The organism is Streptacidiphilus monticola (genome assembly GCF_042658505.1).
Lineage (GTDB): Bacteria > Actinomycetota > Actinomycetes > Streptomycetales > Streptomycetaceae > Streptacidiphilus > Streptacidiphilus monticola.
This window is the reverse complement of the sequence record NZ_JBHSQJ010000055.1, coordinates 19,433-45,666: the sequence shown is the minus strand read 5'-3', so window position 1 is coordinate 45,666 and position 26,234 is coordinate 19,433. Positions and strand designations below refer to the sequence as shown.

Here is a 26,234-nt window from a genome sequence, read left to right as displayed (position 1 = left end):
ACAACGTGATCCCCCTGACCCTCGCCGAGGTGGCCCAGGCCACCGGAGGGACGCTGTCCGACTGCCCGGACCCGTCGGTGCGCGTCACCGGCCCCGTGGTCTACGACTCGCGGCAGGTCGAGCCCGGCTCGCTGTTCACCGCGGTCGTCGGCGAGCGCGTGGACGGCCACGACTTCGCCGCCCGGGCGGTCACCGAGGGCGGTGCCGTCGGCGTGCTGGCGACCCGTCCCGTCGGCGTCCCGGCCGTGATCGTGACCGACGTGCTGGAGGCCCTCGCGGCCCTGGCCCACGAGGTCACCTCGCGGCTGACGGCGACCACCGTGGTCGGCCTGACCGGCTCCGTCGGCAAGACCAGCACCAAGGACCTGCTCGCCCAGGTGCTGGGCAGGCACGGCGGCACCGTCTACACCGAGGGCAGCTTCAACAACGAACTGGGCTTCCCCATCACGGCGCTGAAGGTCCGTCAGGACACGGACTTCCTGGTGCTGGAGATGGGGGCGCGCGGCAAGGGGCACATCGCCTCGCTCTGCGCCATCACGCCGCCCCGGGTGGGGCTGGTGCTCAACGTCGGCTCCGCGCACGTGGGGGAGTTCGGCAGCCGCGAGGGCACCGCCCAGGCGAAGGGCGAACTCGTCGAGTCCCTGCCGGAGTCGGGCACCGCCGTGCTCAACGCCGACGATCCGCTGGTGCGCGGCATGGCCGCGCGGACCAAGGCGAAGGTGCTGTACTTCGGCGAGTCCGAGCAGGCCGACGTGCGCGCCGCGGACGTCGTCCTGGACGCCTCGGGACGCCCGTCGTTCACCCTGGTCACCCCTGCGGGTTCCGCGCCGGTCGCCCTGCAGCTCTACGGTGAGCACCACGTGAGCAACGCCCTCGCCGCCGCCGCGGTCGCGCTGGCCTGCGGCATGGACACCGAGGCGATCGCGTCCGCGCTGAGCGGGGCCGGCAGCCTGTCCAAGTGGCGGATGGAGGTGACGGACCGTCCGGACGGCGTCACCGTCATCAACGACGCGTACAACGCCAGTCCGGAGTCCATGCGCGCCGCGCTGCGCGCCCTCGTCGCCATCGCGGGACGCGGGCCGGAGGCGCGCCGGACCTGGGCGGTGCTGGGGGAGATGCGGGAGCTCGGCCACGAGTCCGTGGCCGAGCACGACGCACTGGGGCGGTTCGTGGTCCGGCTGAACATCTCCACGCTGGTGGCGGTGGGCGGCACGGACGCGGCCGTGATGGAGCTCGGCGCGAGGAACGAAGGTTCGTGGGGTGAGGAGTCCGTGCAGGTGCCCGATGCGGATACGGCGATCGAGCTGCTGCGGCAGCAGGTCCGGCCAGGGGACGTGGTGCTGGTGAAGGCGTCGCGTTCGGTGGGGCTGGAGCGTGTCGCCCAGGCCCTGCTGGCGGACGGAGCGGCCGAGTGAAGGCGATCCTCTTCGCGGCGGCCTTCGCCCTGTTCTTCTCGCTCATCGGCACACCGATCCTGATCCGGATCCTGGCCCGGCACGGCTACGGCCAGATGATCCGCGACGACGGCCCGAAGGCGCACCACAGCAAGCGCGGCACTCCGACGATGGGCGGCATCGCCTTCATCCTGGCCACGCTGCTGGCCTACGCGCTGACCCACCTGGCGCTGGGCACCGAGCCCACCGCCTCGGGCATCCTGGTCCTCTTCCTCTTCGCGGGCCTGGGGCTGGTCGGCTTCCTCGACGACTACATCAAGATCGTCAAGCAGCGCTCGCTGGGTCTGCGGGCCAAGGCCAAGATGGCCGGACAGCTGATCGTCGGCATCGTCTTCGCCATCGGCGTGCTGCGCTTCCCCGACGAGCGCGGATGGACCCCGGCCTCGACTAAGCTCTCCTTCGTCACCGACTTCGGCTGGAAGCTCGGCCCGGTGCTCTTCGCCATCTGGGCCATCTTCATGATCCTGGCCATGTCCAACGGCGTGAACCTGACGGACGGTCTGGACGGCCTGGCGACCGGCGCCTCGGTGATGGTCTTCGGCGCCTACGTCTTCATCGGCATCTGGGAGTACGGCCAGACCTGCGCCTCCCAGGCCACCGCGCTGGCCACCTGCTACGAGGTACGCGATCCCCTCGATCTCGCCGTCGTCGGAGCCGCGTTGATGGGCGCCTGCTTCGGCTTCCTGTGGTGGAACACCTCGCCCGCCAAGATCTTCATGGGCGACACCGGCTCGCTGGCCCTCGGCGGCGCGCTGGCCGGTCTGGCGATCTGCTCCCACACCGAGCTGCTGCTCGCCATCCTGGGCGGCCTGTTCGTGCTGATCACCCTGTCCGTGATCATCCAGGTCGGGTCCTTCCGGATGACCGGCAGGCGCGTCTTCAAGATGGCGCCGCTGCAGCACCACTTCGAACTCAAGGGCTGGTCCGAGGTCCTGATCGTGGTCCGGTTCTGGATCATCCAGGGCCTGTGCGTGGCCGTCGGCCTGGGCCTCTTCTACGCGGGTTGGGTGACCTCCTGATGAATGAGGTGACGTTCCGGCAGAAGCGGGTCACCGTCGCCGGGTTGGGCGTCTCCGGCGTCCCGGCCGCCAAGGTGCTGCGGGAGCGCGGCGCGGTCGTCACCGTCGTGGACGGCGGCGACGGCCCGCGGCAGCAGGCCCAGGCGGAGGAGCTGCGGGCGCTCGGCATCACGGTCCGGCTGGGCGACGGCGACACGCTGCCCGAGGGCACCGAACTGATCGTCACCTCCCCTGGCTGGCCGCCGTTCGCCCCGCTGTTCAAGGCCGCCGCCCAGGCCGGCGTGGAGATCTGGGGGGACGTCGAACTCGCCTGGCGGCTGCGGCGGCCGCTGCCGGAGACCGGCGAGCCGGCCCCCTGGCTCTGCGTCACCGGCACCAACGGCAAGACCACGACCACGCAGATGCTCGCCTCCATCCTGACCGCGGCGGGCAAGCGGACGGCCGCGGTGGGCAACGTCGGCGTCTCGGTGCTGGACGCGGTGCTGGCCGAGGAGCCCTACGACGTGCTGGCGGTCGAGCTGTCCAGCTACCAGCTGCACTGGGCCCCGAGTCTGCGCCCGTTCAGCGGCGTCGTGCTCAACGTCGCCCCTGACCACCTGGACTGGCACGGCTCCATGGAGGCCTACGCCGCCGACAAGGGCCGGATCTACGAGGGCAACGTCGTCGCCTGCGTCTACAACACCGCCGACCCCACGACGGAAGCGCTGGTCCGCGAGGCCGACGTGGTGGAGGGCTGCCGCGCCGTGGGCTTCACCCTGGGAGCGCCCGGCCTGTCCCAACTGGGCGTCGTGGACGGCCTGCTGGTGGACCGCGCCTTCGTCGCCGACCGGCAGCGCGCGGCGGCCGAGCTGGCCTCGGTGAACGACGTCAACCCGCCTGCCCCGCACAACATCGCCGACGCCCTGGCGGCCGCGGCCCTGGCCCGTGCCTACGGCGTCGAGCCCCGCGCGGTCCGCGACGGCCTGCGCGCCTTCACGCCGGACAAGCACCGGATCGCCTTCGTCGCGGAGCAGGACGGCGTCCGGTACATCGACGACTCCAAGGCGACCAACCCCCATGCGGCGGCGGCCTCCCTGGCCGCCTACGAGTCGGTGGTCTGGATCGCGGGCGGCCTGGCCAAGGGCGCCGAGATGGACGAGCTGGCCCAGGGCGCGGCCGGCCACCTGCGGGCCGCGGTGCTGATGGGCCAGGACCGGGCGGTGATCCGCGAGGCGCTCGCGGCGCACGCCCCGGGCGTCCCCGTGGTCGAGCTGCCCGACGGCCCGAAGGGCGCCGAGGCGATGGCCGAAGCCGTCCGCCTGGCCCGCGAGTTCGCCCGGCCGGGCGACACGGTGCTCCTTGCTCCCGCCTGCGCCTCGATGGACATGTTCACCAACTACGGTGAACGCGGCGACCTTTTCGCAGCAGCGGTGGTCGCCCCCGCCCCTTAGGGGCGCGTGGCTGCGGACACCTGGGGCTCCGCCGCGCGGGCGCGGGCAGCGGTGCACCTACCGACCGGAGGGAGAAGCGCAGTGGCCCGCACGGATGTGCGCGCACCGGGCACGACGGATCGTTTCTCCACCTCCGTCAGCCTGTTCCGGTCCTACAGCCGGTTCCCCCGGCTCAGCCGGGCCAAGCGCCACCTGCAGAGCGGCCTGGCGAAGCCGCTGACGCCGTACTACCTCATCCTCGGCTCGGCGTCGCTGATCCTCGTCCTCGGTCTGGTGATGGTCTTCTCGGCCTCCCAGATCGAGGCCAAGAACCTGAGCCTGCCGTTCTACTACTTCTTCAAGCAGCAGCTGATCAGCGTGGTGATCGGCGCGGTGCTGATGGCCCTCGCCGCGCGCGTCGCCCCGCGGCTGCACCGGGCCCTGGCGTATCCGCTGCTGCTCGGCGTGGTGGGCATGCTCGCGCTCGTCGCGATCCCCGGCGTCGGCACCGCCGTCAACGGCAACCGCAACTGGCTGCGCTTCGGCGCCGGCTTCCAGATCCAGCCGTCCGAGTTCGCCAAGATCGCCCTGGTCCTCTGGGGGGCCGACCTGCTGGCCCGGAAGAGCCAGATGCGGCTGCTCGACCAGTGGAAGCACCTGCTCGTCCCGCTCGTGCCGGTCGCGGGCCTGCTGCTGACGCTGGTCCTCGCCGGCGGCGACATGGGCACCGCCATGATCATCTGCGCCCTGCTCTTCGGCCTGCTCTGGCTGGCCGGCGCACCGTCAAAGCTCTTCGCCGTCACGGCCGCTGTGGCCGTCGGCGTCAGCGCGGTCCTGGTCATCCTGGTGCCGCACCGGCTCGACCGGCTGAGCTGCATCGGGGCCACCCACATCCCCGCCGACGGCTCCTGCTGGCAGGCCGTGCACGGCGTCTACGCCCTCGCCTCCGGCGGGCTGTTCGGCACCGGGCTGGGCGCCAGCATCGAGAAGTGGGGCCAACTTCCGGAGCCGCACACCGACTTCATCTTCGCTGTCACGGGCGAGGAACTCGGCCTCGCGGGGACGCTGTCGGTCCTCGGTCTCTTCGCGGCACTAGGGTATGCGGGTATCCGCGTGGCCGGACGGACGAAGGACCCCTTCATCAGGTACGCAGCGGGAGGCGCCACCACCTGGATCATGGCTCAGGCCGTGATCAACATCGGGGCGGTGCTGGGACTTCTGCCCATCGCGGGCGTCCCGCTCCCGATGTTCTCCTACGGAGGCTCCTCGCTCCTGCCCACCATGTTCGCGGTCGGCATGCTGCTCTGCTTCGCACGCAGCGAACCGGCCGCGAAGGCGGCGCTCGCCGCCCGGAGGACCAAGAACCGGCGCCGGATCCTCCGGCGCCCGGAGCGGACTATCGCGCGGCTGGGCCGAAAGCCCCGCCCGCGCAGGGAGCGGTGAATTTCGGTGCATGTCGTTCTCGCCGGCGGGGGGACCGCCGGTCACATCGAGCCCGCGCTCGCCCTGGCGGACGCACTGCGGCGGCACGACCCCACGGTCGGCATCACCGCACTGGGCACGGAACGGGGGCTGGAGACCCGCCTGGTCCCGGAACGCGGCTACGAACTCGCACTGATCCCGGCCGTCCCGCTGCCGCGCAAGCCCACGCCCGAACTCATCACCGTGCCAGGGCGGTTGCGCGGCACCGTGAAGGCCGTCCAGGACATCCTGGAGCGGACCAAGGCGGACGCCGTGGTCGGCTTCGGGGGCTACGTCGCCATGCCCGCCTACTTCGCGGCCAAGCGCATGGGCGTGCCCATCGTGGTCCACGAGGCCAACGCCCGCCCCGGCCTGGCCAACAAGATCGGCTCCCGCTACACCACGCACGTCGCGGTCAGCACCCCCGACAGCAAGCTGCGCGACGCCCGCTACATCGGCATCCCGCTGCGCCGCTCCATCGCGACGCTGGACCGCGGCGCCCTGCGCCCCGAGGCCCGGCACTACTTCGGCCTCGACCAGCGGCTGCCCACGCTGCTCGTCTCCGGCGGGTCCCAGGGCGCGCGCCGCCTGAACGAGACGATCCAGGCCATCGCGCCGCGGCTGCAGCAGTACGGCGTGCAGATCCTGCATGCGGTCGGCCCGAAGAACGAGCTGCCGGTCATCGACGAGCTGCCGGGCATGCCCCCGTACCGGGCCGTGCCGTACCTCGACCGGATGGATCTCGCCTATGCCGCGGCGGATCTGATGCTGTGCCGGGCCGGCGCGATGACCGTCGCCGAGCTCGCCGCCGTCGGCCTGCCGGGCGCCTTCGTGCCGCTTCCGATCGGCAACGGCGAGCAGCGCCTCAACGCCCAGCCCGTGGTCCGGGCCGGCGGCGGCCTGCTGGTCGACGACGCCGAACTCACCCCGCAGTGGATCGAGTCCCAGCTGCTGCCGGTGCTGACGGACCCGCAGCGGCTGTGGGAGATGAGCCACGCCGCCGCCGCCTTCGGCCGCCGCGACGCGGACGAACTGCTGGTCGGCATGGTCTACGAGGCCGTCCAGGAGAGTGCGAGGAGCGGCCGCCGACGTGGCTGACCTGGTCTCGGACGAGCTGGAGGAGGAGGCGGCCGCCTACCCGCGGCCGCCGCGCCCGAAGCTGCGCCTGTCCCGGCGGGGGATCGCCGTCGTCGTCGCCTTCGGCGCGGCGCTGCTCGGCACCCTCGTCTGGCTGGTGTGGTTCTCCTCCGTCTTCGACGTCCGGACCACCACGGTCAGCGGCACCAAGGTGCTGACGACCGATCAGGTCACCGCCGCCGCACAGGTTCCGTACGGCGGGCCGGTGGAGTCGCTGGACACCGGGGCCATCGCGGACCGCATCGAGAAGGCGCTGCCCCGGGTGGCCCGCGCGGACGTCAGCACCTCCTTCCCGCACACGGTCCGCATCCGGATCACGGAGCGGGTGCCGGTCGCCGCCATCAAGGGCGGCGACGGGAAGTTCACCCAGGTCGACGCCGGGGGAGTGCGCTTCGCGACGGACGCCCGGCCCCCGGCGGGCGTGCCCGTGGTCGAGCTCTCACTGTCCGCCGCGGGCCGCGCCGCGCTGGCGCAGTTCCCGGAGCCGGTGCTGGTGAACGGGGCGGTCGAGGTGGCCAAGTCCCTTCCGGCGCCTGTGGCTTCGCGCACCCGGGTGCTGACCGTGCACTCCTTCGACGACATCGAACTGCAGCTCACCGGCGGCGTCACGGTGGTGTGGGGCAGCCCCGAGGAGAACCCGCGCAAGGCCGTCGTCCTCGCCGCGCTGATGCGGCAGAAGGCGAGCCGATACGACGTCAGTTCCCCTGACTCACCGGCGATTCGGGGCTGAGCCGGGCGATACGGTGTTGACGCGGGGGGAACTCCGGTACGAACCTGGTGCACCCCCGGGTGAACACCCAGCCCGTAGATCGCATAGGCTCACAATAAAAACGCGCGGACTCGGCGTGTCCATTGAACGCGATTGCGTGGAGTCCTAGTGTCCTGTGACAGAAGACAATGGCGCAGTGACACTGCATCAACTCTAAACGTAAGGTTTAGGGTTATGGGTCGGGCCTCCCCCGCCCCTCCGGCACAGGCAAACCGAGGCGAGAGGCCTTCCGACGTGGCAGCACCCCAGAACTACCTCGCAGTCATCAAGGTCGTCGGGATCGGCGGCGGCGGCGTCAACGCCATCAACCGGATGATCGAGGTCGGGCTCAAGGGCGTCGAGTTCATCGCGATCAACACGGATGCGCAGGCCCTGCTCATGTCCGACGCCGACGTCAAGCTGGACGTCGGCCGTGAGCTGACCCGCGGCCTGGGCGCCGGCGCCAACCCGGAGGTCGGCCGCAAGGCCGCCGAGGACCACCGCGAGGAGATCGAAGAGGTGCTCAAGGGCGCCGACATGGTCTTCGTGACGGCAGGCGAGGGCGGCGGCACCGGCACCGGCGGCGCTCCTGTCGTCGCCAACATCGCCCGCTCCCTCGGTGCGCTGACCATCGGCGTGGTCACCCGCCCGTTCACCTTCGAGGGCCGCCGCCGCGCGAACCAGGCGGAGGACGGCATCGCGCAGCTGCGCGAGGAGGTGGACACCCTCATCGTCATCCCGAACGACCGGCTGCTCTCCATCTCCGACCGCCAGGTCAGCGTGCTGGACGCGTTCCGCTCGGCGGACCAGGTGCTGCTCTCCGGTGTCCAGGGCATCACCGACCTGATCACCACCCCCGGCCTGATCAACCTCGACTTCGCCGACGTCAAGTCCGTGATGTCCGGCGCGGGTTCGGCCCTCATGGGCATCGGCTCGGCGCGCGGCGAGGACCGGGCGAAGGCCGCGGCGGTCATGGCCATCTCCTCCCCGCTGCTGGAGGCGTCCATCGACGGCGCCCGCGGCGTGCTGCTCTCCATCTCGGGCGGCTCCGACCTGGGCCTGTTCGAGATCAACGAGTCCGCCCAGCTGGTGAGCGAGGCCGCGCACCCCGAGGCGAACATCATCTTCGGTGCCGTCATCGACGACGCCCTGGGCGACGAGGTCCGGGTCACCGTCATCGCGGCCGGGTTCGACGGCGGGCAGCCGACCCCGATCGTGCGCGAGACGCCGATCATGGGCACCAAGTCCGCGTCCGCGCAGGCGGATGCCCCGCGCACCAGCGGCGCCACGGCGGCGGGCGGCCGCGGCCTGCATCTCGGGGCGGTGCCGCGTGCGGAGGACGCTCCGCGTCCGGTCGCGCCCGAGCCCACGATCCCGCCGGTGCCCCAGCAGGCGCCTCCGGCGCGCCCGGCCTTCGTCGACACCCCGGCGGAGGAGCTGGACGTTCCCGATTTCCTCAAGCCGTAGTCGCACTGCCAGGGGCGCGAGGAGCTGGGCGANACACACCGCTCGGGGAGGTTCGTCCCGCCGATGGGGTCGGACCTCCGCGGGTGGTGGGCCGATCGCGCAGTTCCTCGCGCCCCCGAATGGTTCGGTAGGGTGAGCGGCATGATCGTTCAGACTGGCGAACTGCCCGGGGCGCGGGTCGCGTTCACCACCCGGTGGGGCGGGGTGAGCAGCGGGCCGTACGCGTCGCTGAACCTCGGCGGCGCCGTCGGTGACGACCCCGCCGCCGTGTCCGAGAACCGGGAGCTCGTCGCGAAGGCGCTCGGCTTCGCCGCCGCCGACGTCGTCTGGATGAACCAGGTGCACGGCGCCGACGGCGCCATCGTGACGGAACGTCAGCCCGCGGGCCACGCGCCCTCCGTCGACGCCGTGGTCACGGACCGGCCGGACCTGGTCCTCGCGGTCCTCACCGCGGACTGCACGCCGCTCCTCCTCGTCGACCCCGTCGCCCGGGTCGTCGGCGCGGCCCACGTCGGACGGCCCGGCCTCGCCGCCCATGTCACCGGGACCGTCCTCCGCCTGATGCGGGAGCGCGGCGCGCACCCCGAGCGCGTCAGCGCTCTCATCGGGCCCGGCGTCTGCGGACGCTGCTACGAAGTCCCCGCCGATCTCCGCGCCGCCGTCGCCGAGGACACCCCGGCCGCCTACGCGGAGACCAGCTGGGGCACCCCCTCCCTCGACATCCCCGCCGGGGTCCGCTCCCAGCTCGCCGAGCTGGGGGTGACCGAGGTCGCCGAACTCGGCGTCTGCACGGTCGAGTCGAAGGACCACTTCTCCTACCGCCGGGAGCGGACCACCGGTCGGCTCGGCAGCTACATCCGACTCGGGGACGGCTCATGACGGCGCGCGTCGAGGAGCTCCGCGCCAACCTCACCGCCGTGGAGCAGCGCATCGCCGCGGCGTGCGCCGCAGCCGGCCGCCCGCGCGCGGACGTCACGCTGATCGTCGTCACCAAGACCTACCCCGCTTCCGACACCCGGCTCCTTTCCGGACTCGGTGTCACGGACGTTGCGGAGAACCGCGATCAGGACGCCGCACCGAAGGCCGCGGAATGCGCGGACCTGACGCTCCGGTGGCATTTCGTCGGCCAATTGCAGACCAACAAAGTCCGTTCTGTTCTGCGTTACGCCGACTGTGTGCATTCCGTGGACCGGCTCCGACTCGTCACCGCTCTCTCCAACGAAGTACGGAAAAGCGGACGCCGCGATCTGGGGTGCCTGATCCAGGTCGGCCTCGAGGGGGACACCCCCGAGGCCCAGGCCCGCGGCGGCGTCGCGCCGGCCCGCGTCGAGGAGTTGGCCGAGGCCGTATCTTCCGCTCCGGGCCTGCGACTTGACGGGGTGATGGCGGTCGCCCCGCTCGTCGGACCGTACGCAGGCGATCCACGTGCCGCGTTCGACCGCCTCGCGGAAATCGCATCCGCCGTACGAAAGGCGCACCCGGCTGCCACGATGGTCTCCGCAGGGATGAGCGGGGACCTGGAGGAGGCCATCGCCGCCGGTGCGACACACGTCCGTGTCGGAACGGCGGTGCTCGGTGCGCGGCCACCGCTCCGGTAACGTCACCAGTTAGAAGATCAGACCGGAAGAACAAATCCGGACAATCAGGAATCTCCCTCGCGCAGCGGGGGCAGGTCGTGGATCGTAGAACCGCCCCGGGCCGATCCACCACAGAGCGGAGGACAGGAGTATGGCCGGCGCAATGCGCAAGATGGCGGTCTACCTCGGTCTCGTGGAGGACGATGGTTACGACGCTCAGGGCTACGACCCTGACGACGAGGACTACGGCCCCGAGCCCGAGCCCCTGCGGACGGGCCGCACCGAGGAGGTCCCGCGCCCGGCTCCGGCTCCCGTCGCCACCTCGGCCGTGATCGCGCCGATGCGTCCCGAGCCGCGGATGGCGCCAGTGGCATCCATCACACCCGAACGTCGTTCCGTCGAGAAGAGTGCGCCGGTGATCACCTCCAAGTCCGCCTCCGAACGGGAGCCTTACCGCATCACCACGCTGCATCCGCGGACCTACAACGAGGCCCGTACCATCGGGGAACACTTCCGCGAGAACACCCCTGTGATCATGAATCTCACGGAGATGGACGACACGGACGCCAAGCGACTCGTAGACTTCGCAGCCGGACTCGTCTTCGGACTGCACGGCAGCATCGAGCGAGTGACGCAGAAGGTGTTCCTGCTGTCTCCTGCTAACGTCGATGTCACGGCGGAGGACAAGGCCAGGATCGCCGAGGGTGGTTTCTTCAACCAGAGCTGACGCTCTGTGAGAAGAACGAAGGATCGAGGGGAGACGCTGCGGTGAACGTTGTATGGCAGGTGCTGTACATCGTGCTGTACTGCTTCCTCGGTCTGCTGTTGATCCGCATGGTGATGGACTGGGTGCAGTTCTTCGCCCGCGACTGGCGCCCCGGTCGCGCCATGGTGGTCGTCCTGGAGAGCGTCTACACCGTCACGGATCCCCCGCTCAAGCTGCTCGGCCGATGGATCCGGCCGGTCCGCTTCGGGGGAGTGGCGCTCGACCTGGCCTTCATGCTGCTGATCATCATTGTGTTGATTCTGATCCAGGTCGTGGCGGCGATGTGATGAGGGTTTCACGCGCCGAACTGTCCGACGATCACGTTGAGGTGAAGAGATGGCATTGACCCCCGAGGACGTGCGGAACAAGCAGTTCACGACCGTCCGCCTCCGCGAAGGCTATGACGAGGACGAGGTCGATGCCTTCCTCGACGAGGTCGAGGGAGAGCTGACCCGACTGCTGCGGGAGAACGAGGACCTGCGCGCCAAACTGGCCGCCGCGACTCGTGCCGCGGCGCAGAACCAGCAGAACATGCGCAAGGAGCAGGAGCAGCACCAGCGTCCGGGCGGTGCTCCGGTCCCCGCTGCCATATCCGGCCCGCCGGTTCCGCAGCAGGGCATGCCGCCGCAGATGCCCGGCCAGCAGATGCCCGGTCAGCAGATGCAGGGCCACCCGGGCCAGCCGCCGATGGGCCACCCCGGCCAGCCGGCGCTTCCGGGCGCCCCGGCCCTGCCCGGCCCCGGCGGTCCGCAGCTGCAGCCGGCCCCGCAGATGCAGGGCGGCCCGATGGGCGGCCACACCATGGGCGGCGGTCTGCAGCCCATGGGTCAGCTGCAGCCGCACCTGCCGGCCCAGCAGCAGCCGAACAACGACAGCGCCGCCCGCGTCCTCGCGCTGGCCCAGCAGACCGCCGACCAGGCGATCGCCGAGGCCCGCTCCGAGGCCAACAAGATCGTCGGAGAGGCCCGCAGCCGCGCCGAGGGTCTGGAGCGCGACGCCCGCGCCAAGGCCGACGCCCTCGAGCGGGACGCCCAGGAGAAGCACCGCGTCGCCATGGGCTCCCTGGAGTCCGCCCGCGCCACGCTGGAGCGCAAGGTCGAGGACCTGCGCGCCTTCGAGCGCGAGTACCGCACGCGCCTGAAGTCCTACCTGGAGACGCAGTTGCGCCAGCTGGAGTCGCAGGCGGACGACTCGCTCGCCCCGCCGCGCACCCCGGCCACGGCCTCGCTGCCGCCGGCGCCGTCCCCGATGCCGACGCCGTCCATGACGCCGGTCGGTGCCTCGCCGATGAGCTCTGGCGCCCCGAGCTTCGGTGGGAACCAGAGCTTCGGCGGCGGGTCCTTCGGCGGCGGAAACGGTGCCGCGCCCCAGCCGAGCTTCGGCGGCAACGGGTTCGCGCCCGCCGGCGCCCCGCAGCCGACGCCTCCGGCGGCGATGACCCAGCCCATGGCGGCGGTCCGGCCGCAGCCTCCGCTGCAGCAGGCACCCCAGCCCATGCGCGGCTTCCTGATCGACCAGGACGACGAGTCCTGACAGATCGTCAGCACCCGTACGACCGACCGCCGGTCGCTCCCCGCACCTCGGGAGCGGTCGGCGGTCGGTCGTTGTCGTCCGTTGCTACTGCAGGATGTTGATCGCGCGGGCGATGACCAGCGCCGCGATCACCAGGGAGACCGCCGCCTCGGTCATCATCAGCAGTTTCGCCCAGGGCCTGATCGCGGAGACGTCCGTGGGGCTGAGTGCCGTGGCGGTCCAGAACGCCAGCGACAGGTAGTCGGCGAACCCCGGTGTCCAGGCGGGGCGGTGGCTGGAGTGCTGCATTTCCGGAAAGACGAAAGCGGGGTCCGGCGCGCGAGCCGGATGGGCCCGGGACGCCGCGCCGCCGCGGTCGAGGTCCCAGTACCAGAGCGCGAACGCGATCACGTTGGTGATCCACACGACTCCGCCGGTCGCCAGCAGGCCCGTGGCGTTGTTCGCGAAGACCTTGTTGCCGGTGAGGATGTCGGCCACCAGCAGTCCGGCTGCCACCAGGTTCGCCACCGTGACGAAAGCGATCATCGCGTCGGTGGCCACCCGCAGCCACGCCTTCTGCCGGTCGATCCGGCCGGGATCCCCGACGACGAGCACGGCCAGCAGGATGAACAGCACGACGGGGACCACCCACGGCGGGTCGACCCGGTACCGCGCCGGCAGCGCGACGTGCAGGCCGGCGGCCACCACGACGGCCAGTGCCACGGGCCACCAGCGCTCACCCCGCGCGTCGGGCCGCTCCGGCGCGGCACGGCCCGGAGCGTCGGGTCCCGTGCTTGACGCCATACCTCATTCTCGGACGGCCGCCGGAGGCGGCAACACCGCACGTGCCGAAGGGGGTACCGCGCCGCGTCCCGCNCGCGCCGCGTCCCGCGGCGCGGTACCCCAGGCTGACGGGCCGTCAGGCCCGGGTCAGCCAGAAGGTCAGGCCCAGCGACTCGTCCGTGAACGCCCGGGCGTCGGACCACTCGGGGTCGCCCTCGGCGAAGTCCGTGGCGAGGACCTCGTCCGCGAGGAGGTCGCGGTGGGCGGTCAGGGCGGCCGCGGTGTCCGGGCTGTCGGCCCGGTAGCGCAGCGTGATCCGGTCCGCGACGTCCAACCCGCTGTTCTTGCGGGCCTCCTGGACCTGGCGGATGGCGTCGCGCGCGACGCCCGCGAGTCGCAGCTCGGGCGTGATGTGGAGGTCGAGCGCGACCGTCGCGCCGGCCTCGTTCGCCACGGCCCAGCCCTCGCGCGGGGTCTCGGTGATGACGACCTCCTCCGGGGACAGGGAGACCGTCTCGCCGTTGACCTCGACCTCGGCGGAGCCGGTGCTGCGCAGCGCGGCGTTGAGCGCGGCCGCGTCCGCCGCGGCGACCGCCTTGGCGACGTCCTGGACGCCCTTGCCGAAACGCCTGCCCAGCGCGCGGAAGTTGGCCTTCGCGCTGGTGTCCACCAGTGAGCCGCCGACCTCCGCCAGCGACTCGATCGCGGTGACGTTCAGCTCCTCCGCGATCTGTGCCAGCAGCTCCGGCGGCAGCTCCTGGTAACCCTGCGCCGAGACCAGGGCACGCGACAGCGGCTGACGGGTCTTCACGCCGCTGTCCGCACGGGTCGCGCGGCCCAGCTCCACCAGGCGGCGCACCAGCGCCATGTGACGGGAGAGGTCCGTGTCGATCAGCGACTCGTCCGCCTCCGGCCAGCTCGCCAGGTGGACCGACTCCGGAGCGCCGGGGACGACCGGGACGACCAGGTCCTGCCAGACCCGCTCGGTGATGAACGGGGTGAGCGGGGCCATCAGCCGGGTGACCGTCTCCAGCGTCTCGTGCAGCGTGGCGAGCGCGGCCGGCTCGCCCTGCCAGAAGCGGCGACGGCCGCGGCGGACGTACCAGTTGGACAGGTCGTCGACGAAGGCGGACAGCAGCTTGCCGGCCCGCTGGGTGTCGAAGGCCTCCAGCGCCGCGTCCACGTCCCGTACCAGCGCGTGGAGTTCGCCGATCAGCCAGCGGTCGAGCAGCGGACGGTCCGCGACGGCGGGGTCGGCGTCGGAGGGGGCCCAGCCGGCGGTGCGGGCGTAGAGGGCCTGGAAGGCCACGGTGTTCCAGTAGGTCAGCAGCGTCTTGCGGACGACCTCCTGGATCGTGCCGTGACCGACCCGGCGGGCGCTCCAGGGGGAGCCGCCGGCGGCCATGAACCAGCGCACCGCGTCCGCGCCGTTGGTGTCCATCAGCTCGATCGGGTCGAGGATGTTGCCGAGGTGCTTGGACATCTTGCGGCCGTCCTCGGCCAGGATGTGGCCCAGGCAGACCACGTTCTCGTACGAGGACTTGTCGAACACCAGCGTGCCGACCGCCATCAGCGTGTAGAACCAGCCGCGGGTCTGGTCGATGGCCTCGGAGATGAACTGCGCCGGGTAACGCGCCTCGAACAGCTCCTTGTTCGCGTACGGGTAGCCGTACTGGGCGAAGGGCATGGAGCCCGAGTCGTACCAGGCGTCGATGACCTCCGGCACGCGGGTGGCGGTGGTGCCGCACTCGCGGCAGTCGAAGACGACCTCGTCGATGAAGGGCCGGTGCGGGTCCAGCTCGCTGAGGTCACGGCCCGTCAGCTCGCCCAGCTCGTCGAGCGATCCGACGCAGGTGAGGTGGTCGTTCTCGCAGCGCCAGATCGGCAGCGGGGTGCCCCAGTAGCGGTTACGGCTGAGCGCCCAGTCGATGTTGTTGTTCAGCCAGTCGCCGAAACGGCCGTACTTGACGCTCTCCGGGTGCCAGTTGGTGGCCTCGTTCTCCCGCAGCAGGGCGTCCTTGACCGCCGTGGTGCGCACGTACCAGGACGGCTGCGCGTAGTAGAGCAGCGCGGTGTGGCAGCGCCAGCAGTGCGGGTAGCTGTGCTCGTACGGGACGTGGCGGAACAGCAGCCCGCGCGCCTGCAGGTCGGCCACCAGGGCCTCGTCCGCCTTCTTGAAGAACACGCCGCCCACCAGCGGGAGTTCGGGCTCGAAGGTGCCGTCGGCGCGGACCGGGTTGACCATCGGCAGGCCGTAGGCGCGGCAGGTCGCGAGGTCGTCCGCGCCGAAGGCGGGCGCCTGGTGGACCATGCCGGTGCCGTCCTCGGTGGTGACGTACTCGGCGTTGACGACGAAGTGGGCGCCCTCGACGGCCAGCAGGTCGAACGGACGCCGGTAGGTCCAGCGCTCCATCTCCTTGCCGGTGAACCGCTCGCCGGTCAGCCTCCAGCCTTCGCCCAGCGCCTTCTCGACCAGGGGCTCGGCGACGACGACCCGCTCGGTGCCGTCGGTGGCGACCACGTAGGTCACCTCCGGGTGGGCGGCGACCGCGACGTTGGAGACCAGAGTCCACGGCGTGGTCGTCCACACCAGTAGCGAGGCCTTGCTGGCCAGCGGGCCCGAGGTCAGCGGGAAGCGGACGTAGACGGACGGGTCGACCACCGTCTCGTAGCCCTGGGCCAGCTCGTGGTCGGACAGACCGGTGCCGCAGCGCGGGCACCAGGGAGCGACGCGGAAGTCCTGGACCAGCAGGCCCTTGTCGAAGATCTGCTTGAGCGACCACCAGACCGACTGGATGTAGGAGGGGTCCATGGTCCGGTAGGCCTGGTCCAGGTCGACCCAGTAGCCCATCCGCGTGGTCAGGTTGGCGAAGGCGTCGGTGTGCCGGGTGACCGACTCGCGGCACTTGGCGTTGAACTCCGCGATGCCGTAGGCCTCGATGTCCTGCTTGCCGGAGAAGCCGAGCTCCTTCTCGACGGCGAGCTCGACCGGCAGGCCGTGGCAGTCCCAGCCGGCCTTCCGGGCGACGTGGTAGCCCTTCATGGTCTTGAACCGCGGGAACACGTCCTTGAAGACGCGGGCCTCGATGTGGTGCGCGCCGGGCATGCCGTTGGCGGTCGGCGGGCCCTCGTAGAAGACCCACTCGGGGCGGCCCTCGGACTGCTCCAGGCTGCGCTGGAAGATCTTGTTGTCCTGCCAGAAGGAGAGGATGCCGTGCTCGAGTGCGGGCAGGTCGACTTGGGCGGGGACGGCGCGGTACTGCGCTGACATGCTTCCTCCGGCGGAGAGCGCTGGCTCGATGATCCGACGGAGGGACGAGACGCGCTGCGCGCCCCGCGGTACCACCCTCCTTGGCCGTGCGCCGGAGCGCGCGACCCCCTCATTGGGGTTTGCTGCCGGTTCTACTGACCCAGCGTCAACTGGGCGTTCCTCCGGCGGCTCCGGGGTGATCTTCGCCACGCGCACGCCCCCGGGCTCGCACCGTCCCCGGGTCGCTCAAGGCTGCGTACGTGGGTACTCGTCCCCATCAACGCCTTGCAGGGCAAGCCTACAGGCGGATGCAAACGCATAACGCATCGCGGTTATCGCGTCACGTTCTGGGCACAACCTCTTCGTCCACCCAGACGGGAAAGTCCCGGCGGCATGTTGCACGCATGTACCGGTATGTCCCGTTGTGGCACGAATGTTCACGGATTATCGTTCCCGCACACGTTCACAGTCGGGTCAGAGCGTCAGAAAGGTCAGGTCAGATGGCGGACAAGGCAAGGAGCGGGGCAGCGGGGGCAGGCCGCACCGGAGTGTCCGCGGGCGACCGGGAGGCCCGGCTCAAGACCACGGCGGCGGCCCGTCCGCACACCGCCTCCGGCGCGCGCACGGACCCGGCGTCCCTGCCGGTACGTCCGGGCGAGGACCCGTGGACGGCCGAGGAGGTCGCCGAGCTGCAGCAGGAGCTGACGGCGGACGCCGCCAGCCTGCGCGCGGAGATCGCCACCGCCGAGGAGGCCGTCACCGGCCTGATGCGGGACTCGGGCGACGGCGCCGGCGACGACCAGGTGGACGCGGGGACGAAGAACATCTCGCGGGAGCACGAGCTGTCGCTCGCCGCGAACGCGCGGGAGATGCTGGCCCAGACGGAGCGCGCGCTGGGTCGCCTGACGGCGACGGGCTTCGGCAGCTGCGAGTCCTGCGGAAAGCCGATCGGCAAGGCGCGGATGCAGGCCTTCCCCCGGGCCACGCTGTGCGTGGAGTGCAAGCAGAAGCAGGAACGGCGGTAGCCCCCAGGGGTGCGCGAACCGCGCGAGCAACCCACCACCTGCGGAGGTCCTTCCCCACGTGCGGGACGAGTCTCGCCGGGTGGTGGGTTGCTCGCGCAGTTCCTCGGGCTCCTACGGGCACCTGTAGGCTCGGGGCTGTATGTACGTCGGCCTACGGTCCTCGCGGAGCGCATCATCAACACCTCCGGTTCCACCAACGACGCCCCGCCCGTCGAGACGGCGCGGGTGGCCGCCCCCGCGCGGAAGCGCAAGATCGGGGTGCTGGTCGTCGTCGCCGTCCTCGCGTACCTCATCGACCTCGGGAGCAAGCTGCTGGTCGTCTCCCGGCTGGAGGGGCAGGACCCGATCCGTGTGGTCGGGGACTGGGTGCAGTTCGAGGTGATCCGCAACGCCGGGGCCGCCTTCGGGATGGGGCAGGCCATGACGATCGTCTTCACGGCCATCGCCGCCGGTGTGATCGTCGTGATCGTCCGGCTCGCGCGCAAGCTTTACAGCCTGCCGTGGTCCATCGCCCTCGGGCTGCTCCTCGGCGGCGCGCTGGGCAATCTGACGGACCGTGTGTTCCGCGCGCCCAGCATCTTCCAGGGGCACGTCGTCGACTTCATCGCGGTCAAGCACTTCGCCGTCTTCAACCTCGCCGACTCCGCCATCGTCTGCGGCGGCATCCTGGTCGTCCTGCTCAGCTTCCTCGGCAGCAACCCGGACGGCAGCCACCAGCGTGAGCAGCAGCAGGCGAAGATCGACTCCTGACCGTCGGGCATACTCGTTCAGGTGAGCACCGTTCCCCAGTACCGCAGCCTGCCCGTGCCCGACGGACTCGAGGGCGAGCGTGTCGACGCCGCGCTCGCGCGGATGTTCGGGTTCTCCCGGACCAAGGCCGCCGAGTTGGCCGCGGAGGGCAAGGTCACCGTGGACGGTTCGGCCGTCGGCAAGTCCGAGCGGGTGACCGCCGGAGCCTGGCTCGAGGTCGAGATCCCGGCGCCTCCGGCGCCCGTGCAGATCGTGCCGGAGAAGATCGACGACATGAAGATCGTCTTCGACGACGAGCACTTCGTCGTCGTCGACAAGCCCGTCGGCGTGGCCGCGCACCCGAGCCCGGGCTGGACCGGACCCACCGTCATCGGCGGTCTGGCGGGGGCGGGTTACCGCATCTCCACCTCCGGTGCCGCCGAGCGGCAGGGCGTGGTGCACCGGCTCGACGTCGGCACCTCAGGGCTGATGGTGGTCGCCAAGTCGGAGCTGGCCTACTCCAACCTCAAGCAGCAGTTCCGCGACCGGGTGCCGGAGAAGAAGTACAACACCCTGGTCCAGGGCCACCCCGACCCGCTGTCCGGGACCGTGGACGCGCCCATCGACCGCCACCCGCACAGTGACTGGAAGTGGGCCGTGGTGGCCGACGGCAAGCCGTCGGTCACCCACTACGACCTGATCGAGGCGTTCCGCGCCGCCTCCCTGCTGGACATCAAGCTGGAGACCGGCCGCACCCACCAGATCCGGGTGCACATGTCGGCGCTGCGCCACCCCTGCGTCGGCGACCTCACCTACGGCGCGGACCCGACGCTGGCCAAGCGGCTGGGGCTGACCCGCCAGTGGCTGCACGCCGTCTCGCTCGGCTTCGAGCACCCGGCGACCGGCGAGTGGGTGCAGTTCGACAGCCCGTACCCGGCGGACCTGGCCCGCGCCCTGGAGATCATCAGCTCCGAGAGCTGACGCCGCGTCACCGGCCGACCCGGATGACGGAGTCGGCAGCGCACGGGGGCGCGCACGCTGGCAGGCTGGGCACGCACAGGCAGTGAGCCGGGAGAGGAGCGGTCGGGCGGGATGACCCAGCTGATCCTGCTGTTCGCCCTGTTCTTCGCCGCTGTCGTCACCACCCCGCTGGCCGAGCGCATCGGCTTCCCGCAGCCGGTCGTGATGACGCTGTTCGGCGGGGTGCTCGCGGTCCTGCCCTTCGTGCCGAACATCGCCATCGAGCCGGACCTGATCCTGCCGCTGGTGCTGCCGCCGCTCATCTACGCCTCGGCCCAGCGGTCCAGCTTCGGCTACTTCAAGCGCAACTTCCGGGTCATCCTGCTGCTCGCGGTGGCCCTGGTGCTGGTCACCACGGCGGTGGTCGCCGCCGTGCTGCACTGGGCCAACGCCGCCGTCCCGGTCGCCGCGGCCGTGGCGCTCGGCGCGCTGGTCTCCCCGCCGGACCCGATCGCCGCCAACGCCGTGGCCGGCAGCGTCGGCATGCCGCGCCGGCTGATGGGGATCCTGGAGACCGAGGGCCTGTTCAACGACGTCACCGCGCTGGTCGTCTACGGCCTGGCCGTGGACGCGGCGGTGAGCGGCCACTTCAGCAGCGGGCAGGCGGTGCTGCGGCTGATCCTCTCCGCCGTGCTCGCCGTCGTGCTGGGGGTCGGCCTCGGCTGGATCAGCGGTCGGCTGATGTCGCTGCTGGACGAGCCCACGCTGCAGGTGGCGCTGAGCCTGCTGGTGCCCTTCGCCGCCTATGTGGCGGCCGAGGAGCTGCACGGCTCCGGCGTGCTGGCGGTGCTGGTCTGCGCCCTGTGGATCAACGACCGGGCGGTGGGCGCCGACGACGTGGGGTTCCGGCTGGTCGGCAGCGCCTTCTGGGACGTGGTCGAGCTGCTGATCTCGGGCATGGCCTTCGGCCTCATCGGGCTCGAACTCGCCGCCGTCGTCGAGCAGGTGGGCCGCAGTTGGCAGCACATGGTCGGGGACGCGGCGATCGTCGTCGGCGTGGTGGTCGGCGTGCGGCTGCTCTGGCTGCTCGGCGGCGGCTGGCTCGCCAACTGGTGGGACCGGCGCATCGGCGAGCGCGAGGACGCCACCCCGCTCGGCTGGCGGGAGTCCGTGGTGCTGTGGTGGTCGGGGATGCGCGGGGTGGCGTCGGTCGCGCTCGCCCTCGCCCTTCCCGCCGCCGTGCCGCAGCGCCCGGAGCTGGTCCTGATCGCCTTCGCGGTGGTCCTGTTCACCCTGGTGGTCCAGGGACTGACGCTGCCTCAGCTGGTGAAGTGGCTGCGGCTGGGCCGGGACGAGGACGCCGAGGACCGCGAGGAGCGGCGGCTGTGGTTCCGGGCGACCCGGGCCGGGCTGCTGCGGCTCAAGGAGCTGGCCAAGGCGGAGGAGCTCCCCGAGGACCTGGTCGAACGCCTGAGGCAGCGTCAGACGGACTTGCTGGCGCGCAGCCGCCCGGACATCTACGACGAGCAGCAGCGCGCCGAGTTCAAGGACCGCGTCCGGCGTGCCCGCGAGTTCCGGCGCGTCGCGGATGAAATGCTGGCCGCGTCCCGTCAGGAGATGCAGATCGCCCGACTGGAACCCGGCGCCGATCCCGAGGTGGTGGACCGGGTGATCCGGCGGCTGGATCTGCGCAGCGAGAGGTAGGTGCGGCGCGCTTGTCCGTCGAGGAGACACTGGAGACGGCGGAAGGTGCGGCGGACGCCGGGGACGCCGGCTATGCGAAGACGCTGAAGCCCCGTCACATCGGCATGATCGCCATCGGTGGGGCGATCGGCACCGGACTGTTCCTGGGCGCGGGCGGCAACCTGCAGAAGGCCGGCCCCTCCCTGGCCCTGGCCTACGCGGTGGCCGGGCTGTTCGCCTTCTTCGTGGTGCGGGCCCTGGGCGAACTGGTGGTGCACCGGCCCTCGTCCGGGTCCTTCGTCAGCTACGCCCGGGAGTTCCTGGGGGAGAAGGGCGCCTTCGTCACCGGCTGGATGTACGTGCTCAACTGGTCCACGACCGGCATGGCCGACATCACGGCGGTCGCCCTCTACGTGCACTACTGGAGCGCGTTCAGCAGCATCCCGCAGTGGGTGCTGGCGCTGGTCGCGCTGGCGGTGGTGCTGACGGTCAACCTGATCTCGGTGCGGCTGTTCGGCGAGATGGAGTTCTGGTTCGCCCTGGTGAAGGTGGCGGCGATCGCCGTCTTCCTGGTGGTGGGCGTCAGTCTGCTGGTGACCGGGCACCCGGTGGGCGGCGCGGCCCCCGGCTGGCACATGATCCGGGACAACGGCGGCTTCTTCCCCAAGGGCATCACCGCCTGCATCACCATCCTGCAGAGCGTCGTCTTCGCCTACGCGGCCGTGGAGATGGTCGGCATCACCGCGGGCGAGACGGCGGAGCCGCGCAAGGTGGTGCCGAAGGCGGTCAACTCGATCATGTGGCGGATCGCGCTGTTCTACGTCGGCTCGGTCGTGCTGCTCACCCTGCTGCTGCCGTGGAACGCGTACTCGGCGGACGAGTCGCCGTTCGTCACCGTCTTCTCCAAGCTGGGCATCCCGGCCGCGGGCTCGCTGATGAACCTGGTGGTGCTGACGGCGGCGATGTCCAGCCTCAACTCGGGGCTCTACTCCACCGGACGGATCCTGCGCTCGATGTCCTCGGCCGGATCGGCGCCCCGGTTCACCTCGGTGATGAACAGGCATCAGGTCCCGTACGGCGGCATCCTGTTGACGGCCGGCGTGGCGCTGCTCGGCGTGGGCCTGAACGCGTGGCTGCCGGGCGAGGCCTTCGAGATCGTGGTCAACATCGCCTCGCTGGGCATCATCTGCACCTGGGGCATGATCATGATCTGCCACCTGGTCTTCGTGCGCCGCGCCCGGCAGGGGCGCGTGCGGCGGCCCGCGTTCCGGCTCTGGCTCTCCCCCTTCACCGAGCTGGCGACGCTGGCCTTCCTGCTCTTCGTGCTGGTCGAAATGGGCGTCAACGGGGGCGACGTGGGGCGCTGGACGGTGCTGCTGATCGTGCCGATCGCGGCCGCGCTGACGGTGGGTTGGCGACTCTCGCGGCGACGCGCCTGAAGCCGTCCTGCACCGTCAGTCCCAGGAGATAGGGTGAGGAGTTCCCTCGCTCCGACGCCCCTTGAGGAGTATCCGTCCCCGTGGCTGACAGCTTCGTCCACCTGCACGTGCACACCGAGTTCTCGATGCTCGACGGCGCCGCCAAGAACGGGAAGATGTTCGCCGAGGTCGAGCGGCAGGGCATGCCCGCCATCGCCATGTCCGACCACGGCAACATGTTCGGCGCCTACGAGTTCTTCCAGATCGCGAAGAAGCACCCGGTGAAGCCGATCATCGGCATCGAGGCCTATGTCGCCCCCGGTTCGCGCTTCGAGAAGAAGCAGGTGTTCTGGGGCCAGCAGGGCGGGCGTCCCTCGGCCGACGTCAGCGGCGAGGGCGGCAAGGACGTCTCCGGCGGCGGCCGGTACACCCACATGACGATGTGGGCGAAGAACGCCAGGGGCCTGCGCAACCTGTTCCGGCTCTCCTCGCTGGCCTCCATCGAGGGCTACTACATGAAGCCCCGGATGGACCGCGAGCTGATCTCGCAGCACGCCGAGGGCATCATCGCCACCACCGGCTGCCCCTCCGGCGAGGTGCAGACCCGGCTGCGGCTCGGCCAGTACGAGGAGGCGGTCAAGGCCGCGGCGGCGTACCGGGACATCTTCGGCAAGGAGAACTACTTCCTGGAGCTGATGGACCACGGGCTCGACATCGAGCGCGAGGTCCGGGCCGACCTGCTGCGGCTGGCCAAGGAGCTGGGCATCCCGCTGCTGGCCACCAACGACTCCCACTATGTGACGGCGGATCAGGCCGACGCCCACGACAACCTGCTGTGCATCGGCGTCGGCAAGAACAAGGACGACCCGAACCGGTTCAAGTTCAACGGCTCCGGCTACTACATCAAGACCGCCGAGGAGATGCGCGAGCTCTTCCGCGAGCTGCCGGAGGCGTGCGACAACACGCTGCTGATCGGCGAGATGATCGAGCCGTACGACGAGGTCTTCGACTACGTCGACCGGATGCCGCAGTTCGACGTGCCGGAGGGCGAGACGCAGGCGTCGTTCCTGCGCAAGAAGATCCAGGCCGGGCTCAAGCAGCGGTACGGCGACAACCCGAGCCAGGAGGTGCTCGACCGGATCGAGCTGGAGATGTCCGTCATCGACCCGATGGGCTTCTCCTCCTACTTCCTCGTGGTCTCCGACATCTGCCAGTACGCCCGGGACAACGGCATCCCGGTCGGGCCGGGCCGTGGTTCCGCGGCCGGCTCGATGGTCGCCTACCTCACCGGCATCACCCAGCTGGACCCGCTCGAGCACGACCTGCTGTTCGAGCGCTTCCTCAACCCCGAGCGCATCAACCCCCCGGACGTCGACATCGACTTCGACGACCGCCAGCGCGACCAGATGGTGCGCTACGTGGGCGAGAAGTACGGCGCCGCGTACACCGCGCAGGTCAACACCTTCGGCACGATCAAGGCCAAGGCCGCCGTCAAGGACGCCTCGCGCATCCTCGGCTACCCCTTCGCCATGGGTGACAAGATCACCAAGGCGATGCCGCCGGACGTGATGGGCAAGGGCGTCCCGCTCAAGGACCTGTTCAACCCCGAGCACCCGCGGTACAACGAGGGCGCCGAGATCCGCGCCCTCTACGAGAATGAGCCGGACGTCAAGAAGATCATCGACACCGGCATGGGCATCGAGGGCCTGATCCGCGGCACCGGCGTCCACGCGGCGGCGGTCATCCTCTCGTCGACCCCGCTGCTCGACCTGATCCCGCTGCACATGCGGGACAAGGACGGCACGATCATCACCGGCTTCGACTACCCGTCGTGCGAAGCCATGGGCCTGATCAAGATGGACTTCCTGGGTCTGCGGAACCTGGGCATCATCGACCACTGCATCAAGATCATCAAGGCCAACCGGGGCGTCGAGGTCGACACCGACTCCATCCCGCTGGACGACCCGGTCACCTTCGAACTCCTGCAGCGCGGCGACACCCTGGGCGTGTTCCAGCTCGATGGCGGCCCCATGCGCGCGCTGCTGCGGCTGATGAAGCCCACCGAGTTCGCCGACATCTCCGCCGTCTCGGCGCTGTACCGGCCGGGCCCGATGGGCATGAACTCGCACACCAACTACGCGCTGCGCAAGAACGGGCAGCAGGAGATCACGCCGATCCACCCGGAGCTGGAGGAGCCGCTCAAGGACGTCCTCGGCCCCACCTACGGTCTGATCGTCTATCAGGAGCAGGTGCAGCGAGCCGCGCAGGTGCTGGCCGGCTACAGCCTCGGACAGGCCGACCTGCTCCGCCGGGCCATGGGCAAGAAGAAGAAGGAGGTCCTGGAGAAGGAGTTCGTCCCCTTCCACGCGGGCTGCAAGGAGCGCGGCTACAGCGACGAGGCCATCCAGGCGGTGTGGGACGTGCTGGTCCCCTTCGCCGGCTACGCCTTCAACAAGTCGCACTCCGCGGCCTACGGACTCGTCTCCTACTGGACCGCCTACCTCAAGGCCAACTACCCGGCCGAGTACATGGCCGCGCTGCTCACGTCCGTCGGCGACGACAAGGACAAGATGGCCGTGTACCTGGCCGACGCGCGGGCCCAGGGCATCAAGGTCCTCTCGCCGGACATCAACGAGTCGGTCACCGACTTCACCGCCGTCGGCGAGGACGTCCGCTTCGGCCTCAAGGCCATCCGCAACGTCGGTGAGAACGTGATCGACTCGCTGGTGGAGACCCGGAAGTCCAAGGGCAAGTTCACCTCCTTCGCGGACTTCCTGGACAAGGTCGAGCTGCCCGTCTGCAACAAGCGCGCGGTGGACTCCCTGATCAAGGCCGGTGCCTTCGACTCGCTCGGCCACACCCGGCGCGGCCTGGTCGCGGTCGCGGAGAGCGCGATCGACGCCGTGATCGGCGTCAAGAAGCAGGCTGCCATCGGCCAGGACGACCTCTTCGGGGGGATGGACGAGGGCGGCGAGGGCAAGGGCATCGGCCTCGACTTCGTCATCGACGACAAGGAGTGGCCGCGCAAGCACCTGCTCTCGACCGAGCGGGAGATGCTCGGCCTGTACGTGTCCAGCCACCCGCTGGACGGCGCGGAGCACATCCTGGCCCGGAACCGGGACATCTCGATCGCGGAGCTGCTGGGCTCCGGCCGGACGGAGGGCGAGGTCAAGCTCTCCGGCCTGATCACGTCGGTGGACCGCCGCATCAACAAGGCGGGCAACGCGTGGGCGCTGATCACCCTGGCCGACCGTGACGGCAGCGTGGAGGTGCTCTTCTTCCCGAAGACCTACATGCTGCTCAGCGAGATGCTGGTGGAGGACAACGTCATCGCGGTCAAGGGCCGGCTGAACGAGCGCGACGGCGCGCTGAGCATCTTCGGCTCGGAGCTGCAGCTGCTGGACATCTCGGCGGCGGAGTACGGCGGCAAGCCGCCGATCCAACTCACCATCCCCGAGCGGAAGGTGACGGAGCAGCTGATCGCGGAGCTGAAGCGGGCCCTGCAGGCCCATCCCGGCGACGTGCCGGTGCGGCTGATGCTGGAGGGCCACCGCAAGTCCGTCCTCTTCGAGCTGGGCTTCCTGGTGGACCCGGACAACGGCTTCGCCAGCGACATCAAGGGCATGCTCGGCGCGGGCGCCTGGGCGGCGTAGTCAGCCCCGCCCACCCCTGGCAGGGAGCGGGCAGCGTGCCCCCGGGGACCGGGCGGGGGTCCGGGCCCCCGCCCGGTCCCCGCTACGGCGACCTGCCCCGCCGGAGGCGGGGACGGCCGGGCCGGACTGAAGGCGGCCGTGGCCTGGCGTGCGGTTCCCGAGGGAGGGATCCGCTGCGCGGGT

Annotated in this window: 20 protein-coding genes; 18 read left to right on the top strand and 2 right to left on the bottom strand. The window is 70.7% G+C overall.

Going from position 1 to position 26,234, the window contains the following annotated elements; all coding sequences use genetic code 11:
* Positions 1–5 precede the first annotated feature (5 nt).
* The 12 genes from ACFP3V_RS14200 (at position 6) to ACFP3V_RS14145 (ending at position 12,571) form a co-directional block, all read left to right on the top strand.
* Entirely contained in the window at positions 6–1,415 is a 1,410-nt protein-coding gene (locus tag ACFP3V_RS14200) for a UDP-N-acetylmuramoyl-tripeptide--D-alanyl-D-alanine ligase (RefSeq protein WP_380583356.1), read from the top strand.
* Positions 1,412–2,473 carry a phospho-N-acetylmuramoyl-pentapeptide-transferase gene (mraY, locus tag ACFP3V_RS14195; RefSeq protein ID WP_380583355.1) on the top strand — a complete coding sequence of 354 codons (1,062 nt, stop codon included), beginning with the start codon at positions 1,412–1,414 and terminating at the stop codon, positions 2,471–2,473. Before ACFP3V_RS14200 ends, mraY begins: the two co-directional genes overlap by 4 nt.
* Entirely contained in the window at positions 2,473–3,903 is a 1,431-nt protein-coding gene (gene murD, locus ACFP3V_RS14190; protein ID WP_380583354.1) for a UDP-N-acetylmuramoyl-L-alanine--D-glutamate ligase, read from the top strand. The genes mraY and murD overlap by 1 nt, the downstream gene beginning before the upstream one ends.
* An 81-nt stretch (positions 3,904–3,984) precedes the next feature.
* Entirely contained in the window at positions 3,985–5,325 is a 1,341-nt protein-coding gene (gene ftsW, locus ACFP3V_RS14185; protein WP_380583353.1) for a putative lipid II flippase FtsW, read from the top strand.
* Positions 5,326–5,331: 6 nt separating this feature from the next.
* The gene (murG, locus tag ACFP3V_RS14180) at positions 5,332–6,441 is read left to right on the top strand and encodes an undecaprenyldiphospho-muramoylpentapeptide beta-N-acetylglucosaminyltransferase (RefSeq protein WP_380583352.1); all 1,110 of its coding nucleotides are present in this window, start codon (positions 5,332–5,334) and stop codon (positions 6,439–6,441) included.
* Positions 6,434–7,210 (top strand): cell division protein FtsQ/DivIB, encoded by a 777-nt coding sequence (locus tag ACFP3V_RS14175; RefSeq protein WP_380583351.1) that lies wholly within the window; start codon positions 6,434–6,436, stop codon positions 7,208–7,210. The genes murG and ACFP3V_RS14175 overlap by 8 nt, the downstream gene beginning before the upstream one ends.
* A 273-nt stretch (positions 7,211–7,483) precedes the next feature.
* Complete coding sequence (gene ftsZ / locus ACFP3V_RS14170) at positions 7,484–8,695, top strand: cell division protein FtsZ (protein ID WP_380583350.1); 1,212 nt, start codon at positions 7,484–7,486, stop codon at positions 8,693–8,695.
* A gap of 141 nt (positions 8,696–8,836) precedes the next feature.
* The gene (gene pgeF / locus ACFP3V_RS14165; protein WP_380583349.1) at positions 8,837–9,574 is read left to right on the top strand and encodes a peptidoglycan editing factor PgeF; all 738 of its coding nucleotides are present in this window, start codon (positions 8,837–8,839) and stop codon (positions 9,572–9,574) included.
* Positions 9,571–10,293, top strand: coding sequence for a YggS family pyridoxal phosphate-dependent enzyme (locus ACFP3V_RS14160; RefSeq protein ID WP_380583348.1), 723 nt, complete (start codon positions 9,571–9,573; stop codon positions 10,291–10,293). The genes pgeF and ACFP3V_RS14160 overlap by 4 nt, the downstream gene beginning before the upstream one ends.
* A gap of 130 nt (positions 10,294–10,423) precedes the next feature.
* Positions 10,424–10,999 (top strand): cell division protein SepF, encoded by a 576-nt coding sequence (locus tag ACFP3V_RS14155; protein ID WP_380583347.1) that lies wholly within the window; start codon positions 10,424–10,426, stop codon positions 10,997–10,999.
* A gap of 41 nt (positions 11,000–11,040) precedes the next feature.
* Positions 11,041–11,325: a YggT family protein gene (locus tag ACFP3V_RS14150; protein ID WP_380583346.1), complete on the top strand. Its 285-nt coding sequence runs from the start codon at positions 11,041–11,043 to the stop codon at positions 11,323–11,325.
* Positions 11,326–11,374: 49 nt separating this feature from the next.
* Entirely contained in the window at positions 11,375–12,571 is a 1,197-nt protein-coding gene (locus ACFP3V_RS14145; protein ID WP_380583345.1) for a DivIVA domain-containing protein, read from the top strand.
* A gap of 84 nt (positions 12,572–12,655) precedes the next feature.
* On the opposite strand, the gene ACFP3V_RS14140 is transcribed toward ACFP3V_RS14145, so the two are convergent.
* Both ACFP3V_RS14140 and ileS read right to left on the bottom strand, forming a co-directional pair.
* On the bottom strand, positions 12,656–13,354 hold the full coding sequence (locus ACFP3V_RS14140) for a hypothetical protein (protein ID WP_380583344.1): 699 nt from the start codon (positions 13,352–13,354) through the stop codon (positions 12,656–12,658).
* A 115-nt stretch (positions 13,355–13,469) separates the two neighbouring features.
* Entirely contained in the window at positions 13,470–16,604 is a 3,135-nt protein-coding gene (ileS, locus tag ACFP3V_RS14135; RefSeq protein ID WP_380583343.1) for an isoleucine--tRNA ligase, read from the bottom strand.
* 479 nt (positions 16,605–17,083) lie between these two features.
* Between ileS and ACFP3V_RS14130 the strand changes: the two genes are divergently transcribed.
* The 6 genes from ACFP3V_RS14130 to dnaE all read left to right on the top strand — a co-directional run bounded on the left by ACFP3V_RS14130 (position 17,084) and on the right by dnaE (position 26,051).
* Positions 17,084–17,608, top strand: coding sequence for a TraR/DksA family transcriptional regulator (locus ACFP3V_RS14130; RefSeq protein ID WP_380583342.1), 525 nt, complete (start codon positions 17,084–17,086; stop codon positions 17,606–17,608).
* A gap of 174 nt (positions 17,609–17,782) precedes the next feature.
* Complete coding sequence (gene lspA, locus ACFP3V_RS14125) at positions 17,783–18,358, top strand: signal peptidase II (protein ID WP_380583378.1); 576 nt, start codon at positions 17,783–17,785, stop codon at positions 18,356–18,358.
* A gap of 21 nt (positions 18,359–18,379) precedes the next feature.
* On the top strand, positions 18,380–19,318 hold the full coding sequence (locus ACFP3V_RS14120; RefSeq protein ID WP_380583341.1) for an RluA family pseudouridine synthase: 939 nt from the start codon (positions 18,380–18,382) through the stop codon (positions 19,316–19,318).
* Between the two features lie 111 nt (positions 19,319–19,429).
* Positions 19,430–21,001, top strand: a complete 1,572-nt coding sequence (locus tag ACFP3V_RS14115; protein ID WP_380583340.1) for a Na+/H+ antiporter — start codon at positions 19,430–19,432, stop codon at positions 20,999–21,001.
* A 104-nt stretch (positions 21,002–21,105) separates the two neighbouring features.
* Entirely contained in the window at positions 21,106–22,419 is a 1,314-nt protein-coding gene (locus ACFP3V_RS14110) for an amino acid permease (protein WP_380583377.1), read from the top strand.
* A gap of 80 nt (positions 22,420–22,499) precedes the next feature.
* Positions 22,500–26,051: a DNA polymerase III subunit alpha gene (gene dnaE, locus ACFP3V_RS14105; RefSeq protein ID WP_380583339.1), complete on the top strand. Its 3,552-nt coding sequence runs from the start codon at positions 22,500–22,502 to the stop codon at positions 26,049–26,051.
* Positions 26,052–26,234: the final 183 nt, after the last annotated feature.